The sequence below is a fragment of the Mucilaginibacter sp. P2_A4 genome (assembly GCF_056405015.1).
Genome location: NZ_JBFUCX010000014.1, coordinates 13023 through 32754, shown reverse-complemented (window position 1 = coordinate 32754; position 19732 = coordinate 13023). Strand labels below are relative to the sequence as shown.

The window sequence follows — 19732 nt, the reverse complement described above, 5'->3', positions numbered from 1 at the left end:
AACTTATACTATGACAATAGCCTGTTTTCTATTTTAAGTTGAGCGTGAGCGTGGTATAATAAAACCCACCTATGGCCGGTCCGCCTAAAAACGAGTAATAGTATTTATTGGTTAGGTTGCTCGCTCCAATTTTTACGTTAAGCCCGGTTTTCAGGAAATCATAATTAACCTGTGCATCAATAGTGCCATAGGCCTGCACATTTCCATTAACTAAAAACGATTGCCAGTAAAAGCCGCTTTGCCATTTATAGGTTGCATTAAACCCAAAATTGCCAATCACCCGGTTACCGCCGAAAGAATAATTGGTGATCCATCGCGGTGTGTTAAAACCATCTTCCAAGGCATCCTCATTAGCAGTACGCTGTAATTTGGCGTACGATACATTGCCCGAGAGGATAAACTTTTGCCATATTTTATACTGCAAACCTAAACTGCCGCCAATGTTGTAAACCGTACTTTGCGAGTTTGTCCAGGCGCGGTAACGGGCCTGTTTGGTTTTATCGTTCAGGTAATAGGGAATGGAATCTGCCTTTTGGGTGTTGGGTACGTTAATTTCAATCTGCCCGATGAAATTGTTGTACCTGTTATAGTAAAAATCGGCATCTACACTCAGGTCGCCCTCAAAAAACAGGGATTTATAGCCTGCTTCAAAAGAGTTGATATGCTCTGGCTGCAGGTAAGTATAGGTATTCTTTTTAAGCAAACCTTTTTCCTTTTCAATGGCCGCGCTGGTGCTGCTGCCCGCGTTAAAATCGTTTTTAACAGCAGCCTGGAAAGCATCGATAGAAGTACGGATATAGGAGTTTTCAAATACCCCGCTTGATACCACCCTTAAACCGCCAACCCGCTTTACGCCACCGCTATTCACGTTGGAGAAAGCCTCAAAAATACTTGGGAAACGGTAGCCACTCTGGTATGATACCCTGAAATTTTGCTCGGGAACCGGCGAAAAAACAGCCGTAAGCCTTGGATTTAATTTCAAACTAAAATAATCATTCCTATCGGCACGCAACGTGGCAGATAGTTTCAGCTTACTATCAAAAAACGATTTGCCTACCTGTACAAAGCCACCGGTTTTGCTGTAATCAATATTGCTGTACTCTTTGCCCTTTACATAATTAATAAAGTAATTACCATCAGGGTGAATGATATAGGTACGATGATCAAATCCGGCTAACAACTCAAGCCCGGTTGTTTTTTTAAAGGTTGATGAAATGGCGTTGGAGATATCAACCTGCCCTTCTGCATGCCACATATCATCCTTTACCCGCAGGGCCGATCCAATATCCCAGTTGTTGATATCGGCCAGTTTATCAAGCGTATTTTTAAAAGCGGCTGTTCCCGGTTGGTAACGCCCCGCATCCGCCAATTGACGGGCCTGTTGCAAAGCCTGGGGCACTGTGGCTCCACCTGCTGTCGCCGTATTAAAACCTTTGGTAAAATCGGCGTACCAGGTATTATCATCTTTATAGTTACGATCAACGTTTTCGCCTGCCGAGCGCAGGTTATATGATTTGCCGGTGTTCTCGCTCGTCCAGTAAGCGCGTACCTGGTAAATGTTATTTTTTAGTTCGAGCGCATGCTGCTGCAGTACATAGCCTGACAGCCTGAACCGATTGGCACGCTGGTAAATATTATCCAGGTTGGCAAAACGGTAGGTGTAGGTTAAACGGGTATCATCATTAATTTTATAAACCAGGCCCACATCAACTTTCACGTTGTGCAAATCGTAGCTGGTTACATCCTTTTCGGCATAGCCGGTACGGGCAATGGAATATTGCTTGCCACCAAGCGTAACGGTTTTCCTATCGGATGATTCATTGCCGTAGCCATTCACCGGGTCGTACCCCGGATTATCCACACCGCCGGGAATCCCGAGTTTAGCATTAGCAGCCGCGTTCAAGTCGGTACGGTTGTCGGCTATCCAATCATAACCAGTGGTATAGGTACCATTTATTTTAAAGGCGAATTTTTTTGAGATAGCTTTTGCCAACCTAAAACTGGTTTCTGAAAACAACTTAGCTGATGTTTCCGAGTCGCCAAGATGATTGATTCCTGTTTTTTGTTGGATACTGATCCCCTGGCTGGTAAATGGATCTTTGGTTATAAAATTAGCCAGCCCATTAATAGCATTTAAGCCATATAAAGCCGATGCCGTACCGGGAATGATCTCCACGCTTTCGATATCCATGTCGTTTGGCCCCATGGCATTACCTATCGGAGCACCAATATGCGGCGCCTGGTTGTCAACACCATCAACCAGCTGGGTAAAACGCACATTGGTGGTATTGGCAAAACCCCGGGTGTTAATTATCCTGAAACCAAGACTGGGTGTTATCAGCTGCACGCCCTTTACATTCTCCAGCGCATCAAAAAAAGATGGCGCGGCCGAGCGCCGGAAGTCGGCAGCGGTTATTTTTTCAATACTCACCGGCGATCGTAATATGCTTTCGCTGATGCGCGATGCGGATATTACTACCTCACTAAGTTCCTGTTTCTTTATCCGCGTAGTATCGCTTTTTACAGCAGTTGTATCTTTTGCTTTTCCGCTTTTTTGCGCAAAAAGATGGCCGTAGGTAAACGCCATCAACAATATTAAGGAGTAAAATTTCTTCATATAGCCGCAAGTTACAAATCGATATGCTTTTATTTATATAACGATAAATAAAAATAAACCGGTCGACAGACCGGACTATAAATTTATGCTCCCCCGCCTGGTTAAACCTGGATAAGCGGACTGTTAGTTTTTAAAAATTCCTCGAATTTTTGTTGAAACAATTTAAACTGTTCAATTGCCTTAAGGCCTTTTTCGGTAAGTTCGGCACTGCCGCCACCCTTACCGCCTCGGTGCGAAATAACCACAGGCGCCCCAAAATGTTCATTCATATAATTGATCATATCCCAAGCCTGCCGGTATGACATTTTCATTTGCAAAGCCGCCTGCCTTAATGATCCCGATTGCTGTATCCGCTCCAACAACTCCACCCGGCCATGACCTAATAACTTACCATCGGGAGTTTCAAACCAAATCCTCCCGTTTATACTTAATGCCTTGCTTACCATGTTATAAATTGAAACCAAACATGGTACAAATATATCATTAACAGCTAACCGGAGGTTTTGAATTTTGCAGATCATTTTTAAACACCCTGTGAGCAGCAAAGTTCATTTCACAAAAAAGCGCCCCCAATTTAAAAAAGGAAGCGCAATCTTTATTTTAAAGCCCCAAAAAGGAAATACTTATTTGAAAGTTAAATCGATTATTAGGTTCTTGGTCTTTTAGGATTAAAGGCAACCAGGTAATTAAGATCCTCTGTTATAGCAACCCCACGACTATCAGTCTTAGGCTCTTCTTTCTGGAACGACTGGTTAAGTCTTGTTTTAATAGTATGAAACACCTCCATCAAAATTTCGGGACCAACTTTGGCAGCAATCGTTGGATAATAATCTTTTTGAATCCTTATTCTTTCGGTATTGGTTACCATGCTCAGTTCCCAGCTGTCGTCTGCCTTAAAGCCAAACTCTTTGGCAGTGTTCAGCAAGTCGTACATATACATGCGGGTTTCGGTTTCAACAGATTCTTTAGCAGCTATCATGAGAATTTTTTTATGGTTGTTGCAGCCTGCAGCAGGCTGGTATTATGTTAAAGCTTAACTATCACCGTATAAGAAAATGGCAATGCCTAAGTATTTAGCGGGAAGGAATTTCTTAAAGGTAGCTTTAATTTACCAAAAAGTGGCAGGTTTTAAATATTAATTAAAAAATTGGGCGCTGGGGAAAGGTAGCTATGCGTTATAAAATTAAAAAAACTCTTTCGGCTGTTGTGAGAATACCATAGCAGTTCGGAAGATTCATTCCACATACCATTGGTTATTAGGTGGATGAATCTCTTTATTCCCATTTTGTATTAAAATCGTTGTCATTTCGAACGAGGTACGAGGAGAAATCTTCTACGACATGCTTGATCTATGTATGGCTTAGAGCAGGGTGTAGAAGATTTCTCCTCACCCAGTCGCGCAATCCCCACCCGGTTCGTTCGAAATGACAATCGGTTTTAAGGATTGAAAAGATACGCACGGCAGCCCCTTGAGAGAAAATTGAAATCTTCCGAGCACCTATTATGACCACACAAACCACAACAAAATAGCCTCTCAAAAAAGGCAAAATCCTGTTACTACCAGATAGAAAATATCCACAGCTTTAGCCCCACTTTAAATATATTTGCTTAAACATATAACGGTGCAAACCGTTCTTAATTCAAAACAAACATCTGTCATGGCTAATAATTTTAAAGAAGCAAGCGTTGAAGAAATAAACCAGGTAATGCAGCAATCGCAGGCAGCGTTTGAGGCTTACCAAAAAACAAGCATCGAAGAAAAAAGCTTATTTTTAGAGGCTATCGCCACAGAAATTGAAGCTTTGGGCGATGCCTTACTTCAAAAAGCATCCGAAGAAACCAACCTGCCAATTCCACGCTTAACGGGCGAACGCGCCCGCACAACAGGTCAGCTCCGCATGTTTGCAACCATGCTGCGCGAAGGCAGCTGGGTGGAAGCCAGCATTGATACTGCCATACCAGACAGAGCCCCACTACCCAAACCCGATGTTCGTAAAATGCTGATCCCCCTGGGGCCGGTAGTTGTTTTTGGCGCCAGTAATTTCCCCTTCGCTTATTCAACCGCCGGCGGCGATACCGCAAGCGCTTTGGCGGCAGGCTGTTCTGTAGTGGTAAAAGCACACCCGGCACATGCAGAAACATCAGAGATGGTATATACCGCCATCCGCAAAGCCATTACAAGCAGCAATATGCCTGAGCATATTTTTCAGCATGTGCATGGCACTTCGTTCGAGAGCGGCAAGGCTTTGGTACAGGCAGCAGATACAGCTGCTGTTGGCTTTACCGGCTCAACCGTAGGCGGCAAGGCTTTATATGATTATTCGTCACAACGTAAAAACCCTATCCCGGTATTTTCTGAGATGGGCAGCATAAACCCGGTTATATTTTTACCGGATACCTTAAATAAAAACGCGGCCAGTCTTGCAGCGCAATACGCGGGTTCCATTACCCTGGGCATGGGCCAGTTTTGCACCAATCCCGGCCTCATGATAGCTATTGAAAGCGATGGCCTTTACAGTTTCCTGGATAGCCTGGGCAAGGGCATTGAGGCTGTGCAGCCAGCAAGAATGCTGCATGCCGGCATCCATTCGGCCTATGAAAAAAAGAGCCACGCCGCTTTGGAGCAGGATGGTGTAAAAGTGATTCAACAATCAGCCACGGAAGCAAAGGATATTGAAGCCTTGCCAACCGTTGCATTGGTTAGCGGACAAACATTTTTAGAAAACCCCTTATTGCACGAAGAGGTTTTTGGTCCTTACTCCCTCATGGTGAACTGCCAGGACGAGCAGGAATTACTTAAAGTATTAAAATCAGTATCGGGCCAGTTAACTACCACGGTGATGGGTACCGATGATGATTTCGCCGGTCACTCCCGCCTGCTGCAATTATTGCCATCCATTGCCGGCCGCATCCTTTTTAATGGTGTGCCAACCGGTGTTGAAGTTTGCCACAGCATGGTACACGGCGGACCATACCCTGCAACTACCGATAGCCGTTTTACCGCGGTAGGTACCAATGCCGTAAAACGCTGGGTACGCCCGGTATGTTTTCAAAGCTGTCCTGATGGCCTGCTGCCACTGGCCTTGCAAAACGCTAACCCAACCGGGATTTGGCGCTTAGTAGATAATGAGTGGAAGAAGTAAATAAGTGTTCGGCATCCTACAAGGAAAGGTTCTTGTAGGATGCCATAATAAATCGACGACGAGGTTTTAGCATTTTTTTTGTCATCCTGAACGTAGTGAAGGAGCTATTATTCGCCATACTCTTCGCCCTGTAAAGTCTGCGATTAGATCCTTCACTGCGTTCAGGATGACAAAATCTTTTAGAAGGCAAAATCAATCTCCACCGCTTTATGGCGTAGTCACAACCGTATGCGTACCATCCGGATTTACAACAATAGTAGTATTTCCGCCTGCCTTGATCCCGACGGTATGTGTACCATCCGGGTTTACAATAACAAAAGTTGATCCGTTATCGATCATGGTAGAATGTGTTCCGTTTGGATTAACAATAGTACTTGTTTGACCATTTTTTATTACAACAGAATGCGTACCGTTTGGATTGACTATAGTAGCCGTAGCACCATTATCTATCCATAATGAATGAGTTCCATCGGCGTTGACCACCACGGATGTTTGACCTGTTTTAGTGATCAGGGTGTTGGTACCATCCGGATTAACAATTGTGGATATCATGCCGTTTTTGATCACTACCCCAGGTTTACCTGTAGGATAGGTAAAAGTAAAGGTGTACGCACTATCCCTGCTTGATGCTACAGCATTGTAAACAGCTAAATCATTTAAATTAAATGTATCTTTTTTTTGCGCAAACGCATGGCAGGCAAACAGCATTGCTGACAGGATAAGGATAGGTTTTTTCATGATGTGGCGGTTTTGTAGTATGACGGCTGTTAATCACTAAGGTTTAATGAGTTGCAGCAATATAGTAAATAGCCATATATTGCTGCAACGCATTAAACCAGTTATATTTTGAAAGATTTGTCATCCTGAACGTAGTGAAGGATCTATTCGCGAACTATGCAGAGCGAAGAAGCATGGCGAATAACAGGTCCTTCACTATCGTTCAGGATGACAAATTTCTTTACTAATGTATTCGGTATAACTCTTTGCTGTTTTGGTATTATACTACTTCACAAACCTCGCCAACACATCAGGCGCGGCACCTATCATCTTTATTTTATAGCGATAGCCACCGTCAAAAAAATCTTCTTCTTTTAAAAACTCATGGCCTTCTTTACTTATCCAATAGGTTTCGGTAAAATGGCGGCCCTTGTAATCACTTTCTGTAAATAGTTTCCAGCAATCCGCTTTATCCCCTGCCGATGTGGTTATCACCTCGCTGCCTGTCACTTTATAAAGCACATATTGCGGTACATCAATCCCGGCATCGTAAAAGTTAATGGCAAACGTTTTGCCTGCTTCAAGGGGCAGCATCTCAAAAGTTTCAATATCCAGGTTCCAGTTAAAATTGGGCATGGTAAAATCAAGCTTAAAGTTTTTTTGATCGTTACCGGCAACGGTATCGGCACCCGTAATTTTATCCGTTTCCCAATTATAGGCTTTTGTTTTTTTGCCAATGGTTTCCGCATGATAAACCGGTGAAAAATCGGCCATTTTATTAAGCGAATAAACAGATCGGTATGCCGCGCTATCGGCGCCATACCAGTGCTGGGCAATTGCAAAGTAATTTACTTTATTACGTTTCTCAATTTCCACATTGCGCAGCCAAAGCGAAAAACGCATCCGGCGGCTGTCTTTTACATTTTGGTAATAAACCAGGTATTGTTTAAGTCCGGGTTTAAGGGCCGACGTGATAAGGCGCAAGTCCTGTAAGCGGATGGTATCTGTTTGTGCGAATACCTTTGGTGTATGCGACAACAGCAACAATACTGTTAAACTGATGGCTATAACTTTTTCAACAATCTGTTCGGTTTTCATGGCAATTTAATGATAGGTGATCGATTGGTTAATTTTGTTGATTAACCAAATTTGCCTTGTTATCACCTGTACAAAAAATCAATTCAACCATTGTTGGTCTTTATTTAATAGCTGGTATTATTTATTCAATAAGGTATGGTTTAGGCTGTCCGTTTAAAGTTTAGAGGTTTTTATTGAATAAACTGCGGCATCCGTTTAAAACAGGTGCTATCAATCAAAAAGCTTTGTATTTTTAAGCATGCAACTGTTAAAAACCAGGCCAACCATTCTGCAGCTACAGTTATTGGTTTGGGTATCTGTGATCTTTATCCTCTTTTTTTCTTTATTGCCGATGGACGGCTTTAAGCAATCGGCTATTTATACCATTGTAAATACTTCGTTTTACGCGATTACTATATATGGCAACATTTTGTTTCTGTATCCGCGGTTTTACCAAAAAGAGAAATATGTATGGTATGTAGTGCTGGTTATCCTGTTTTTATTGGCTATAGGGCTGGTAAGGGGTTATACAACAATGTGGCTATACAATCATTTCTTCGCCAAAACACCCGAGCTTATTACGGTAAAAACACTCCTCAACTTTATCTCGGGCGGGATACTGATATTTATCATGAGCCTTATCTTCCGGATAGCGCTGGCCTATTTTAAACTCAAGCAGCAAACCGAAGAGATCATGGTACAAAAAAGCCAGGCCGAGCTCAATTTGCTAAAATCGCAGGTGCAGCCTCATTTTTTGTTTAATACATTGAATAACATCTATTACGAGGCTTATAAAGAAGCTCCGCGCACGGCGGCGCTCATAGAGCGGCTATCAGATATCATGCGCTATTTTGTGGATGAAAGTCCGAAGGATGATGTGGCTATTACAACCGAAGTGCAATTCCTCGAAAATTATATCGAGCTGGAAAAAATCCGCATCAGGCATGGGGTAGAGGTCAGTTTTGAAAAAATGTACAATTCAGATCTGCGCATTCCGCCTATGTTGCTGATGACGTTTGTAGAAAACATTTTTAAACACGGCATTGATAAATCAAGTATCGAAAACCGGGTTTCCATTTCGCTGAAGCAGCAGCAGGGTTACCTGCTTTTTAAAACCAGCAATTCTATTTATGATGTACCTTTAAATAACCAACCCAACGGATTTGGGATTGCCAATTTAAAAAAAAGACTTACCATGCTTTACGGCGAAAACTTTGAACTTGCCATTGATAAAAATGACCGAAATTTCAACACGTTTTTAAAAATACCATTAGCATGAGCTTAAGCTGTATTATAATAGATGATGAGCCCAATGCGGTAAACCTGCTGGAAATGCTGATACAGCAAAGCACGCCATGGCAACTAAAAGCCAAATGCTACAACGCTTTGGAAGCACTGGCATTTTTAAAGGGCAACAAGGTTGATTTTATATTTTTAGATATCAATATGCCCAACCTTACCGGCATGGAACTGGCCGGCCTGTTGCCATCGCAAACCAAAATTGTGTTTACAACAGCGTACTCAGAGTACGCCGCCGAAAGCTATTCCTTTCAAACAATAGATTACCTGCTAAAGCCCATAACCCTTAAACGCTTTTTGGCAGCGATGCAAAAGATAGAACATTATTTTGACAAGCCGGGGCATGTTGCAACCGAACCGTCTGCACCAAACCAGGAATACTTTTTTGTAAAATCGGGCAAGGAGCTGCGTAAGATATTACTTGATGACATCCTTTATTTTGAAGGCGAAAAGGAGTATGTAAGACTGGTTACCGCTCAGGAGCAATTGCTCATTTACCGCCGCTTAAAAGACATTGAAGAGCAACTGTTGCCGCCCTTTGTGCGGGTCCACAACTCCTATATTGTAAACACCAAACAACTGGTAAAAATCCAGGATAATCATATTTTTATAGGCGATAAGCGCATCCCGGTAAGTGAAAAGTTTAAGGATGGGTTTATGGCGGTGATTAATAAAAGGGTGTTTTGAGGAGAGGAAGTACATCAATGGGCTTATTAAACGCGTCATCGCGATTTTTTTTATCCCGGGCACATTGAACGGAAAATGAGATCTCCATCACGTCATGCTGAACTTGTTTCAGCACCCCATATGCTAAGTGTACTTCATGCGGTCCACCTGTCCCATGGGGTGCTGAAACAAGTTCAGGACGACTTCAGTTTTATAACTTGTCATACGCGTAGGCATGAAGTAATGACGGAGAAGGGACGTCCCTGTATGGTTCGGAGATTGCTCCGTACCTCACTATGACAAGTTGTTGAATCCCAGACTTACGAAGTTTTAAAAACTTCGTAAGTCTTTCGCCGCTTTTCATTTCCACCCTTTAGAGTTTTCCGAATTTTATCAACTCGCAATGACGAGGGGAAGAACGGGAGTTTACGGCACCTACTTCTACGATACCGTAATCTCGCCCCTTAAATCCGTTTCCATGTAATGTTTCACCATGGCGGGATCATCAAACTCGCCCAAGAGGTACATCATTTTGGTTACGGCCGATTCAAAGGTCATGTCGTATCCGTTGGCTACTCCGATATCCTTCAATTGCTTGCTGGTTTCGTAGCGGCCCAGCTCGACGGTACCTACTTTACATTGGGAAATATCAACGATAACTTTACCTTCTTTAATGGCTTTCTCCAACAGGTCAATAAACCAGCTGTCGGTTGTGGTATTACCCGCGCCGAAGGTTTCCATTACAACGCCTCTTACATCGGCATTTAAAATGGCTTCAACCACTTTGGGGCCAATGCCGGGGTACAGTTTCAGTACAGCTACTTCGCTTACCAGGTTGTTATGAATAATTAATTTTTCACCATCCAATGGCTGCCTGATATCATTTACATTAAACTTCAGGTGCACGCCAGACTCGGCCAGTATGGGATAGTTTGGCGAGCGAAAAGCTTCGAATTTGGAAGAGTTATATTTAAACGCCCTGTTACCGCGAAATAATTTGTAATCAAAATAAATACAAACCTCGGGCACACGTGAACGTTCATTCTTTTTGGCTTTGGCAATTTCAATGGCGGTCATTAAATTTTCCTTGGCATCGGTACGTATAGCGCTTATGGGCAGTTGCGAGCCGGTGAAAATAATTGGTTTCTCCAGGTTCTCGAGCATAAAGCTCAATGCCGATGCCGTATAGGCCATGGTATCTGAGCCATGTAATATTACAAAGCCGTCGTTGTCATCGTAGTTAGACTCAATCAAGCCCGCCAGTTGGCTCCAGATTTCAGGATTCATGTTTGATGAATCGATGATCTCCTCAAAAGAGTGCACCTTAATTCTACAATTAAGCTTCTCGAGCTCGGGCACGTTATCCATTATCTGCTCAAAGTTGATGGGCTTGAGCACCTTTGTTACGGGATCACTCATCATACCGATTGTCCCCCCGGTATAAATGATCAGTATCTGACTCATTAATTAAGGTTTATGCTGTTTAAATCAATTGCTGTTATTATTTATATTATATACCAAACACCTGCCTGGAGTTTTGCGTGGTGATAAAAGCCACCTCCTCCACACCGGTTTGGTGCAGATCCGCCACCTTTTGGGCTATGTAAATCAAGTATGAACTTTCATTAGGTTTACCACGAAACGGAACGGGCGTAAGGTACGGAGAATCTGTTTCTAAAACTATATGCTTTAAGTCAATTTCAGATACTACTTTATCCAAACCCGCATTTTTATAGGTAACAACGCCACCTATTCCCAAATAAAAGCCCAGGTCAATTACCTGTTTAGCCTGCTCCAGGTTGCCCGAAAAGCAGTGGAAGATGCCGCGCAGATCTTCGTCACGCTCCTGCAGCAATACTTCGTACACCTCGTTAAAGGCATCGCGGCAATGTATTACTATAGGCAGTTTTAAACTTTTTGCCCAGTTAATCTGCTGCCTGAAAGCTTCAACCTGTTCGGTTAAAAATGTTTTATCCCAATACAGGTCAATACCTATTTCGCCGATGGCATATATTTTATTTTGCTGATGGGCTGCTTTTATTGCTGCCAGCTCCTGTTCCCAATCTGCCTTTACCGAGCAAGGGTGCAGACCAAGCATGGGGTAACATAACTCGGGGTAGGCTTTTACCAGGTCATACACCAGGGGCACCGATTCGGCATCCACATTGGGTAAAAACAGCCTGTTGATATGATTATCAATACAGCGCTGTACCAGGGCCGCGCGTTTATCGGCAATGGTTTCGTAGTATAGGTGGGTATGCGTATCTGTTAATACCATGCTGCAAAAGTAAAAAAGCCTTCCCGATAAATCGGGAAGGCTTTTTGCTTAATTTTTCTTTTTACTTACGGCTGTTTTTTTGCCCGCTCCTTTTTTTACCGGGTGTTTAACGCCTGGTTTTGCAACTGCAGGAGCATGTTTGCCTGGTTTTACCTTTACAACTTCTATATCAAATAAAAGGGTACTGTATGGCGGAATAACCTGACCTCCACCTTTTTCGCCATAGGCTAAGGCAGATGGAATGACAAATTTAGCTTTTGAACCTTCGTGCAATAAGGCTAAACCTTCGTCCCAGCCCGGTATTACCTGGCCCTGGCCCAAAACTACGCTGATAGGCTCATATGGTCTGCCCGGCTGATCAAGGCCTGAAGCTTTCGCTACAGACTCGATGCTGGTATCAAAAACTTTTCCGTTTATTAAACTACCCACGTAATTTACCAATACCGTATCACCGGCCAAGGCCTTGCGTAGTGCGGATGGTTTTGTAACTGTATACTTTAAACCCGAAGCTGTGGTAACAAGCGCAAGCTTATTAGCAGCAAGATAAGCATTGACATCAGTTGCTTCCTGCTGTTTTAGTTTTTCACCTGCTGCAGTTCTTTCTGCCATGGCCGCCTCTAATGATTGCACCTTAGTTATCTTAATAATAAAGGTTAAATAGCTGCTTTTAGGAAAAAACGGAGGGCGCGCCTCTTCATGTCCTTTAAAAATAGAATCGGTAGGCACCTTTACCATGGCGCTGTCATTAAGCGTAAGTAAAGGGAATATATCCATTAAATCGGCTACATTCTGAGAAGGATGAATTTGAGCCTGTACAGTATGACCCGCTACGTATGAACTAAATAAAACAGAATCCTTATCAGTTTTCTGGATGTAATGAAAGGTGATTACATCGTTCTGCTTTACCTTTTCGCCAAGGTTATGGGTAAATATCTGGCATTGCACACCTTTGGCTGTAGTTTGTAAACCACCTTGCGCATGAGCGGCTAAAGTAGCTATCCCCAACAGGGGGGTTAAGAAATAAAAAATGCTTTTCATAAATAAAAATAAAAAAGCCTTCCCGACAGGTTGTCAGGAAGGCTGTAAAAATTCTTTTTAATTACCTTGTTGTTGGTGGAGCCATCTGCGGCATAACCGGTTTTGGCGCGTTTGGATTCGGGTGAACAATATCAACCATTTCCATTTCAAAAACAATTGGCGTGTATGGACCAATTGGGCCTACACCTTGTTCTTTATAAGCGATATCAGAAGGAATAACTAAAACAATTTTCGAACCTTTGTTCATCAATTGCAAGCCTTCATCCCAACCTGGTATTACTTTACCCTGGCCAACAGGGATACGGATAGGCGCATATTGACGACCTGGCTCCATAGGTTGTTTTTCTTTAATAGCTACTTCTTTAACGCTGGTTTCAAATATTTTACCATTTGGAAGCCTGCCTGTGTAATTTACAACAGCGGTATCGCCAACTGCAGGTACCGGACCAGTACCTGGTGTAGTGATCACATAATTTAAACCTGATGGAGTTTTAGTAGTTTTTAAGTTATGATCAGCAATGTATTTTTTGATCTTACCTGGCTCCTGGTTTTTCATTACATCAGTAAGGGTTTTTAAATAATCGGTAACCCTGCCGCGGAAAACCTGCTCAGTAAGCGCGCCTTTAGCAATTACTTTATTGATGTTAACCTGGAAGATTAAAAATTTACCCTTGATATTTGGTGGACGTTGCTGACCGCCTTTAAATATAGAATCAGTAGCTACTTTAAATGTAGCGCTATCGCCTTCGCCAAGCATTTCAATACCTGCGTATACGTCACCTTTTGATTGTGGTTTTGGCATTGGCATAATAATAGGCCTGCCTGCTTCGTAGCTGTTAACCAATATGGAGTCGCCATCAGTTTTTACAACCATGTTAAGACTCACGAAATCGCCTTCTTTAATATGCACACCACCTTTTGAGGTGTGAATGTTGTAAAGCAAGCCTGCATCTCCTTTTTTAAAGCCGCCGTTACAACTTGCAAATCCAATTGCAGCAATGGCTAAGAACATTAATTTTTGTTTCATTTTATTGTTTTAATAGTTTTTTATATTCGGGTAATAGGGTTTTAAATTGTTGTACAACCTGTTCAAGGCTATCTGTTGAGAATCCGCCGGCCGCATTGCGGTGACCGCCACCACCAAAATATTTTTTACAAATTTCATTTGCGGGGAATTCTCCTTTTGAACGTAACGAAAGCTTTACCTTATCCTTACGCTCTACTATAAATGCAGCTAACTTAATGCTGGCCATTGATAGTGCATAGTTTACAATGCCCTCCGTATCGCCGGTATCAACATCGTATTTCTCCAAGTCTTCTTTATTAACGGATATTATGGCCGTATTGTATTCGGGCAAAACTTCAAGGCAGTTTGCAAGGCAATGCCCCAGGAACCTTAAACGGCTTTCTGACGCGCTATTGTATACTAATTCATGTATGCGCCAGTTAACAGCGCCCGCATCAATCAGGTCGGCTACTATGCGGTGTACGGTTGATGTTGTATTTGGCAGGCGGAATGAGGCAGAATCGGTCATGATGCCTGTATAAAGGCAGGTAGCCACATCTTTATTCACCAGTTCTTTATGATGCAGCTCATTAACTATAAAATCATAAATAAGCTGGGCAGTAGCGCAGGCGTTTATATTCCAATGCCTGTAATCATCAAAATCCTCGGGCTCAAGGTGATGATCAATCATTATTTTATAAGCCTTGCTCTCGCCAACCAAAGCTCCCATTTCGTTAATACGGCCTAAAGCATTAAAATCAAGGCAAAATATAAGCGCTGCATTGGCAATAAGCGTGGCAGCCTTTTCAGGTTGCTCGGTATATATAATTACCCCATCGTTGCCGGGCATCCAGCTTAAAAAGTCGGGGTAATCGGTAGGCGCAACAACGGTGGCATGATGCCCCTGCTGTATTAAATAATTATATAAACCTAAAGACGAACCCATAGCATCTCCATCAGGTTTATGATGGGTAGTGATCACTATTTTTTGAGGGCTTGCTAAAAGTTCCTTAAGCGCGGCTAAATCTAACATCAATTTTAAAAAAGAGTTGCAAAGCTAAATAAATAAATTAAATACAAACCATCTAATTTAATTCAAAAAGCTTTATCATACAGATGTAAAACGCTACTTTTGCGCCAATTTTAAACAAACAGATAAAATATCATAAGCTACTTCTAAACAATAGAATATGCTTGCGATAAACATTACCCACAAAGAAACAATTAAAAATAATGGCAACTAACAGAACCTTTACCATGATAAAGCCCGATGCTGTAGCAAACGGGCATATTGGTGCAATTGTAGATAAAATAACCAAAAGCGGCTTTAAAATCATCGCGCTTAAATACACTTACTTAAGCCCGGAAAAAGCTGGTCAGTTTTATGAAGTACACAAAGAGCGTCCTTTTTATAAAGACCTGGTTAGCTTCATGTCATCTGGCCCTATCGTAGCAGCTATATTGGAGAAAGACAATGCAATTGAAGATTTCCGCAAGCTGATTGGCGCAACTGATCCTGCTAAAGCAGAAGAAGGCACTATCCGCAACCTGTTTGCAAAATCAATTGATGCAAACGCCGTTCACGGATCAGATTCTGATGAAAACGCAGCTCTTGAAGGCAGCTTCTTCTTCTCGGCTTTCGAAAAATTCTAACAATCAACAATTTACGGGTGTAACATCAATATTACATCCGTAAATTATTTAGTTGTTTGTTTGTTATTTGATTTTAAGGTTTGTAACTTTACCAAACGGGGTTTACTTAGCCTCGCATTAAAAATTAAACGTAACCTTTTCCTTCTAAAGCATAAATATTATGAAACTGTTATTAAAATCAATCATTTACGCCCTTGTAGTGGTGTGTTTAATTACAGCTTCTATATTGCTTTACAGGGTGCACCCCGAAGTGCAGTTAGCCTTTATAATTCCAGGAGTATTTATTTTTGTATACTCGCTCATAACCGATGATATGGGCATAAAACAACATGTACGTTCCCGTAATTTTCGTTTTTCAAGAGGCAGATAATCACTCCTGCAACGCCAGCGGGGCTTTTTTATAAAAACACTATTTAACCGGGAACACCGGTTTTTTTATGCCTGAATTTATAAAAAAACAATCTCTGTTACTAAAACTCCCTTTGCCTCTTCGTTTATCTTATCAATTATCTGGGTACGTATCATCATCAATTCATTTTTTATAACAGACGATTCTATCCGCAGAAACAATTTCCTGTCTCTTATAAACAATTCCTTGGTGCGGTTGGCTACTGATTTGCCCACCAGCTCGGGCCATGCTGCCACAACGGCCGTTTCATCATACCGGCGCTTAATTTTATATACATTAAGCATCTGCTCAATGGCCTCTTTTAATGGTTTGTCGTTAGTTTTACGCATCGATAGCTCCTTTAGTTACATTAAACAATTTTACATCCACAGTTATTTTGGCAAATATCTGCTCCACACGGCTCACACTGGTATCGGTAATAAACACCTGCCCAAAATCATTGTTACTTACCATTTTCATCAGCTTGGTAACACGCTCATCATCAAGCTTATCAAAAATATCATCAAGCAACAGCAATGGTTTAAAACCCTTTTGCTGATACAGGAAAGTATACTGCGCCAGCTTAAGCGCTATTAAAAAGGATTTTTGCTGCCCCTGCGATCCAAATTTTTTCATGGCCATACCGTGAATGCCAAACTGCAGGTCGTCTTTATGAATCCCCACCGTAGTACGCTCCAGCACCCTATCCCGCTCAACCGTCTTTTTTAACAGTGCGGCAAAGTCGTCCTGAATTAATTGCGACTCATACACCAGTTCAACCAGCTCGGCATCATCACTTATAAAGCTATAGTGCTTATTAAAAATAGCAGTAAAACCCTCCATAAAAGCTTTGCGTCGCTCATATATTCTATTGCCCGATAGTACCAACTGCTCATCAAGCACCTCCAGCAAATGAGGATCATAACGGCCGGTATCGGCTATCAATTTTAACAAGGCATTGCGGTTAGCCAACACCTTATTATAGGTAATCAATTCATCCAGGTAATGATTATCCGTTTGCGATATCACATTATCAATAAACTTACGGCGCTCCTCACTCCCCTCGGTAATAATACTGGTATCATACGGCGATATCATCACCAGCGGCAATAAACCAATATGATCTGCCAGGCGCTGATAGTCTTTTTTATTACGCTTAAACTGCTTTTTCTGATTCCGTTTTACAGAACAGGCAACGGCTTCGTTCTGTTGGTTTTTGTTAAAAAGCCCCGTAATTATAAAAAAATCAGTCCCCTGTTTTATTTGCTGACTATCTATCGGGTTAAAATAACTCTTACATAAACTTAAGTAATGTATAGCATCGAGCAGGTTAGTTTTGCCCGCGCCATTATTACCCGTAAAAGCATTAACACCCTCACTAAAAACAAGTTCGGCCTCTTCGTAATTTTTAAAATTAATAACTGATAGTTGCTGCAAATACATGGGGTTACAAAGGTAAGGTTTTTGGCTTGGTTTGAATTGATTTGCAAATGGAATATTAAGTTGATTAGGTTGATTAGGTTGATTAGGTTGATTAGGTTGATTAGGTTGATTAGGTTGATTAGGTTGATTAGGTTGGAACTTGCATCCACTGCCTATGTTTAAAATAATTTAACCTTTTTACCAACAAAACTTTAATCTAATCAACAACTCACTAATTAACCATTCACCCATAATGGCGTAACCCGCCGATAGGGGCGGGTCGGGCTTTTTGTTCATACGCCTGCAGGCCTTACGCGCTTTGGCCGGTATCCACGTCAATCCCTTACGCGGGGTTGGGGGATAAAAAAGTAGTAGTGCTTAAGGAAATCAATATTATTCTTTTGAATAAATCAGTGGCGTAGCCACGGCTCATATTGTAACAACGGATTTTAATCCGTTGAAAAAGAAGCAGCATATAGAAAGAACCATAGGTTCGGCCCATATACCTGGCCGGTTAACTGTTATTTAGCATCCACGAAAATATTGGCATCATCTTTAAAGATATGTGCCGTGCCTACGGCACTCATTTTCATTTTGACCTATGATCAACGGATTAAAATCCGTTGTTACAATATCTTCGAGCCGATGGCTCTGAGGAAAAAAGATGATTAAACGACCATTAAAATAGAATTACTTTTGCTTAGTTTATTCATTGAATAATTGGCGGCTACTGCTTGCTATTAATAGTTAGGCTTTTTTATAACACATAAGATAAGGATATAAGTCATACGCCGTATATTATTGCAAAACTTCCTCTATTTTTTTTGTCATTACACCTTCATCACCTGAAGCAAGAATCACTTTGCCTTCTTTATCCAGTAATACAAAAAAAGGCAAAAATCTTACTCCATATAACTCACCCACCCTACCTGCTGAGCTCTTTGAATGATATTCATCAACAACTTGTAACCATGGCATTTTCTCTTTATCAAGCGCACGTATCCAATTATCCCAATTCCTGTCGTCAGACACGCTTATGATATTAAACCCTTTTTGATGATATTTTGCATATACTTTTTTCCAGTTAGGAATACCTTTTCTACAGGGCACACACCAGCTTGCCCAAAAGTCTATCATTGTAAAGTCTCCACGAGTGGCAGAAAGCGTAAATCTTGTTTTATCTTTTTTTAACAGCGTAAAATCAGGTGCAAGGTTATTTACCTGCTTATTTTCTAAGTTTGCCAATTTTTTGTTTAACGCCTCATAATAAGTGGAACTTTTTGCTAAACCTGAAAATTGATTAAGAACGGACTGCAAATAAGTTGGCGAGATATCAGGTAATGTACTGCACAATTCATTAAACATGTAAATCCCGGCGGTAGATGCAGGGTATTGCTGAATATAACTTTCAAGCCATTTTTTTGCCTTAACTATCAGAAGCTCGTGGATAGAATCTATTTTGTTCTTGATATTAACAATGGAGTCAGGGTGAGCTGTTTTAAGTTTTTTAACAAGGGAAAGATAGTATGTCTGTCCTGTTTCATTTTGATATTTGGTGTAAATATCAGATAGTTTAGATCCCGTTTCTTTGATTTGCCATATCATCGGGTAATCTTTCTTTCCGGAATATTGGTGCATAGCGTCCGAGGTATCAATGCCAAATGATATTACTGTATCCTCTACAAAACCCCGGAATGCCCAATTTCCCGGCGCGATCAAAAATGACCTTCTATCGGGCAACCCTATTTTTCCTCGCATAACAAATTTACCTTTCACAATGATTGCGCTATCTATTACATCCGAATCGTTTGAAACCATGTGCACAACACCGGTGTCTATACCTATTATAGTACCATTAATCAGATAGCCTTTCTCCCTGGTAATTTGCGCATTTGCCTGGAACATTAAAAAAAAACAAAAAAAGAAGGTTAGTGTACTTGATATTTTTTGCATCACAAAGTTTTAATTAACATCATTAGATTGCGTGCGGTCTTACACACATTTTGAGGGGATTATTTGAAACGCCCATTGATTTCAAATAGCTAAAAAATCGACTTGTTGGGGTACTATACCTACGGGAAGAATTGTACCTGATAAAAACCAGGCCACAACGGAAATATTATTATGAAACATTGATAGCGATTTAGATATAAGGGCAATATAATATTTTTATATAAGAAAATCGTGAACGATAATATAGAAGGAGGGTTAGGCTAAATTCTATTTAAAGTTATGCGCCATGCCTACGGCACTCATTTTCCTTTTGGCCTATGGTCAACGGATTAAAATCCGTTGTTACAATATTTTCGAGCCGATGGCTCTATGAAAAAAAGATAATTAACCCGGCTTGAAAATCGAATTTCTCTTTAGTCCCCTCAGGCTCTCTTTGAAATAAGCATCCTGAAGACGCATACTAAGGGGCAGGGTT

18 protein-coding genes are annotated in these 19732 nt (G+C 41.4%); 5 read left to right on the top strand and 13 right to left on the bottom strand.

Annotation, left to right across the window (positions count from 1 at the left end; translation table 11 throughout):
• Positions 1-28: 28 nt before the first annotated feature.
• The 3 genes from AC1DYB_RS22910 to AC1DYB_RS22900 all read right to left on the bottom strand — a co-directional run bounded on the left by AC1DYB_RS22910 (position 29) and on the right by AC1DYB_RS22900 (position 3596).
• A complete protein-coding gene (locus tag AC1DYB_RS22910) occupies positions 29-2617 on the bottom strand; it encodes a TonB-dependent receptor (RefSeq protein ID WP_477438298.1) in 2589 nt (862 codons plus the stop codon).
• A gap of 101 nt (positions 2618-2718) precedes the next feature.
• Entirely contained in the window at positions 2719-3138 is a 420-nt protein-coding gene (locus tag AC1DYB_RS22905) for a winged helix-turn-helix domain-containing protein (RefSeq protein WP_477438296.1), read from the bottom strand.
• A 125-nt stretch (positions 3139-3263) separates the two neighbouring features.
• On the bottom strand, positions 3264-3596 hold the full coding sequence (locus tag AC1DYB_RS22900; RefSeq protein WP_477393865.1) for a hypothetical protein: 333 nt from the start codon (positions 3594-3596) through the stop codon (positions 3264-3266).
• Positions 3597-4275: 679 nt separating this feature from the next.
• Here AC1DYB_RS22900 and AC1DYB_RS22895 point away from each other — a divergent pair.
• Complete coding sequence (locus tag AC1DYB_RS22895; protein ID WP_477438294.1) at positions 4276-5760, top strand: aldehyde dehydrogenase (NADP(+)); 1485 nt, start codon at positions 4276-4278, stop codon at positions 5758-5760.
• Between the two features lie 207 nt (positions 5761-5967).
• Here AC1DYB_RS22895 and AC1DYB_RS22890 read toward each other — a convergent pair whose 3' ends face one another.
• Positions 5968-6498: a hypothetical protein gene (locus AC1DYB_RS22890; protein ID WP_477438292.1), complete on the bottom strand. Its 531-nt coding sequence runs from the start codon at positions 6496-6498 to the stop codon at positions 5968-5970.
• A 264-nt stretch (positions 6499-6762) separates the two neighbouring features.
• The gene (locus AC1DYB_RS22885; RefSeq protein ID WP_477438290.1) at positions 6763-7575 is read right to left on the bottom strand and encodes a DUF3108 domain-containing protein; all 813 of its coding nucleotides are present in this window, start codon (positions 7573-7575) and stop codon (positions 6763-6765) included.
• Positions 7576-7813: 238 nt separating this feature from the next.
• Here AC1DYB_RS22885 and AC1DYB_RS22880 point away from each other — a divergent pair, with 238 nt between their 5' ends.
• A complete protein-coding gene (locus AC1DYB_RS22880; protein WP_477438288.1) occupies positions 7814-8833 on the top strand; it encodes a sensor histidine kinase in 1020 nt (339 codons plus the stop codon).
• On the top strand, positions 8830-9540 hold the full coding sequence (locus AC1DYB_RS22875) for a LytR/AlgR family response regulator transcription factor (protein ID WP_477438286.1): 711 nt from the start codon (positions 8830-8832) through the stop codon (positions 9538-9540). Before AC1DYB_RS22880 ends, AC1DYB_RS22875 begins: the two co-directional genes overlap by 4 nt.
• Before the next feature lie 420 nt (positions 9541-9960).
• Here AC1DYB_RS22875 and AC1DYB_RS22870 read toward each other — a convergent pair whose 3' ends face one another.
• From AC1DYB_RS22870 to AC1DYB_RS22850, 5 genes are all read right to left on the bottom strand, one after another.
• The gene (locus AC1DYB_RS22870; protein ID WP_477393877.1) at positions 9961-10983 is read right to left on the bottom strand and encodes an asparaginase; all 1023 of its coding nucleotides are present in this window, start codon (positions 10981-10983) and stop codon (positions 9961-9963) included.
• 46 nt (positions 10984-11029) lie between these two features.
• Entirely contained in the window at positions 11030-11797 is a 768-nt protein-coding gene (locus tag AC1DYB_RS22865) for a TatD family hydrolase (RefSeq protein ID WP_477438284.1), read from the bottom strand.
• A 48-nt stretch (positions 11798-11845) separates the two neighbouring features.
• A complete protein-coding gene (locus AC1DYB_RS22860; protein WP_477438282.1) occupies positions 11846-12835 on the bottom strand; it encodes an FKBP-type peptidyl-prolyl cis-trans isomerase in 990 nt (329 codons plus the stop codon).
• Positions 12836-12896: 61 nt separating this feature from the next.
• Positions 12897-13862, bottom strand: coding sequence for an FKBP-type peptidyl-prolyl cis-trans isomerase (locus AC1DYB_RS22855; protein WP_295715490.1), 966 nt, complete (start codon positions 13860-13862; stop codon positions 12897-12899).
• A 1-nt stretch (position 13863) separates the two neighbouring features.
• Positions 13864-14874, bottom strand: a complete 1011-nt coding sequence (locus tag AC1DYB_RS22850; RefSeq protein ID WP_477393884.1) for a DHH family phosphoesterase — start codon at positions 14872-14874, stop codon at positions 13864-13866.
• 200 nt (positions 14875-15074) lie between these two features.
• On the opposite strand from AC1DYB_RS22850, the gene AC1DYB_RS22845 reads away from it, so the two are divergent.
• On the top strand, positions 15075-15494 hold the full coding sequence (locus AC1DYB_RS22845) for a nucleoside-diphosphate kinase (RefSeq protein ID WP_295715487.1): 420 nt from the start codon (positions 15075-15077) through the stop codon (positions 15492-15494).
• A 160-nt stretch (positions 15495-15654) separates the two neighbouring features.
• On the top strand, positions 15655-15864 hold the full coding sequence (locus tag AC1DYB_RS22840) for a hypothetical protein (RefSeq protein WP_295715485.1): 210 nt from the start codon (positions 15655-15657) through the stop codon (positions 15862-15864).
• A gap of 77 nt (positions 15865-15941) precedes the next feature.
• Here the strand turns inward: AC1DYB_RS22840 and AC1DYB_RS22835 are convergent, their stop codons facing one another.
• The 3 genes from AC1DYB_RS22835 to AC1DYB_RS22825 all read right to left on the bottom strand — a co-directional run bounded on the left by AC1DYB_RS22835 (position 15942) and on the right by AC1DYB_RS22825 (position 19209).
• On the bottom strand, positions 15942-16232 hold the full coding sequence (locus AC1DYB_RS22835) for a DciA family protein (protein WP_477393887.1): 291 nt from the start codon (positions 16230-16232) through the stop codon (positions 15942-15944).
• The gene (gene recF, locus AC1DYB_RS22830; protein ID WP_477393891.1) at positions 16225-17325 is read right to left on the bottom strand and encodes a DNA replication/repair protein RecF; all 1101 of its coding nucleotides are present in this window, start codon (positions 17323-17325) and stop codon (positions 16225-16227) included. Before recF ends, AC1DYB_RS22835 begins: the two co-directional genes overlap by 8 nt.
• A 777-nt stretch (positions 17326-18102) precedes the next feature.
• The gene (locus AC1DYB_RS22825) at positions 18103-19209 is read right to left on the bottom strand and encodes a redoxin family protein (RefSeq protein ID WP_477438509.1); all 1107 of its coding nucleotides are present in this window, start codon (positions 19207-19209) and stop codon (positions 18103-18105) included.
• Positions 19210-19732: the final 523 nt, after the last annotated feature.

What these genes read in the sequence shown, in the direction of transcription:
- AC1DYB_RS22910 (WP_477438298.1), bottom strand. Translation starts at nt 2,617, where the DNA reads ATGAAGAAATTTTACTCCTTAATATTGTTGATGGCGTTTACCTACGGC.
- AC1DYB_RS22905 (WP_477438296.1), bottom strand. Translation starts at nt 3,138, where the DNA reads ATGATCTGCAAAATTCAAAACCTCCGGTTAGCTGTTAATGATATATTT.
- AC1DYB_RS22900 (WP_477393865.1), bottom strand. Translation starts at nt 3,596, where the DNA reads ATGATAGCTGCTAAAGAATCTGTTGAAACCGAAACCCGCATGTATATG.
- AC1DYB_RS22895 (WP_477438294.1), top strand. Translation starts at nt 4,276, where the DNA reads ATGGCTAATAATTTTAAAGAAGCAAGCGTTGAAGAAATAAACCAGGTA.
- AC1DYB_RS22890 (WP_477438292.1), bottom strand. Translation starts at nt 6,498, where the DNA reads ATGAAAAAACCTATCCTTATCCTGTCAGCAATGCTGTTTGCCTGCCAT.
- AC1DYB_RS22885 (WP_477438290.1), bottom strand. Translation starts at nt 7,575, where the DNA reads ATGAAAACCGAACAGATTGTTGAAAAAGTTATAGCCATCAGTTTAACA.
- AC1DYB_RS22880 (WP_477438288.1), top strand. Translation starts at nt 7,814, where the DNA reads ATGCAACTGTTAAAAACCAGGCCAACCATTCTGCAGCTACAGTTATTG.
- AC1DYB_RS22875 (WP_477438286.1), top strand. Translation starts at nt 8,830, where the DNA reads ATGAGCTTAAGCTGTATTATAATAGATGATGAGCCCAATGCGGTAAAC.
- AC1DYB_RS22870 (WP_477393877.1), bottom strand. Translation starts at nt 10,983, where the DNA reads ATGAGTCAGATACTGATCATTTATACCGGGGGGACAATCGGTATGATG.
- AC1DYB_RS22865 (WP_477438284.1), bottom strand. Translation starts at nt 11,797, where the DNA reads ATGGTATTAACAGATACGCATACCCACCTATACTACGAAACCATTGCC.
- AC1DYB_RS22860 (WP_477438282.1), bottom strand. Translation starts at nt 12,835, where the DNA reads ATGAAAAGCATTTTTTATTTCTTAACCCCCCTGTTGGGGATAGCTACT.
- AC1DYB_RS22855 (WP_295715490.1), bottom strand. Translation starts at nt 13,862, where the DNA reads ATGAAACAAAAATTAATGTTCTTAGCCATTGCTGCAATTGGATTTGCA.
- AC1DYB_RS22850 (WP_477393884.1), bottom strand. Translation starts at nt 14,874, where the DNA reads ATGTTAGATTTAGCCGCGCTTAAGGAACTTTTAGCAAGCCCTCAAAAA.
- AC1DYB_RS22845 (WP_295715487.1), top strand. Translation starts at nt 15,075, where the DNA reads ATGGCAACTAACAGAACCTTTACCATGATAAAGCCCGATGCTGTAGCA.
- AC1DYB_RS22840 (WP_295715485.1), top strand. Translation starts at nt 15,655, where the DNA reads ATGAAACTGTTATTAAAATCAATCATTTACGCCCTTGTAGTGGTGTGT.
- AC1DYB_RS22835 (WP_477393887.1), bottom strand. Translation starts at nt 16,232, where the DNA reads ATGCGTAAAACTAACGACAAACCATTAAAAGAGGCCATTGAGCAGATG.
- recF (WP_477393891.1), bottom strand. Translation starts at nt 17,325, where the DNA reads ATGTATTTGCAGCAACTATCAGTTATTAATTTTAAAAATTACGAAGAG.
- AC1DYB_RS22825 (WP_477438509.1), bottom strand. Translation starts at nt 19,209, where the DNA reads ATGTTCCAGGCAAATGCGCAAATTACCAGGGAGAAAGGCTATCTGATT.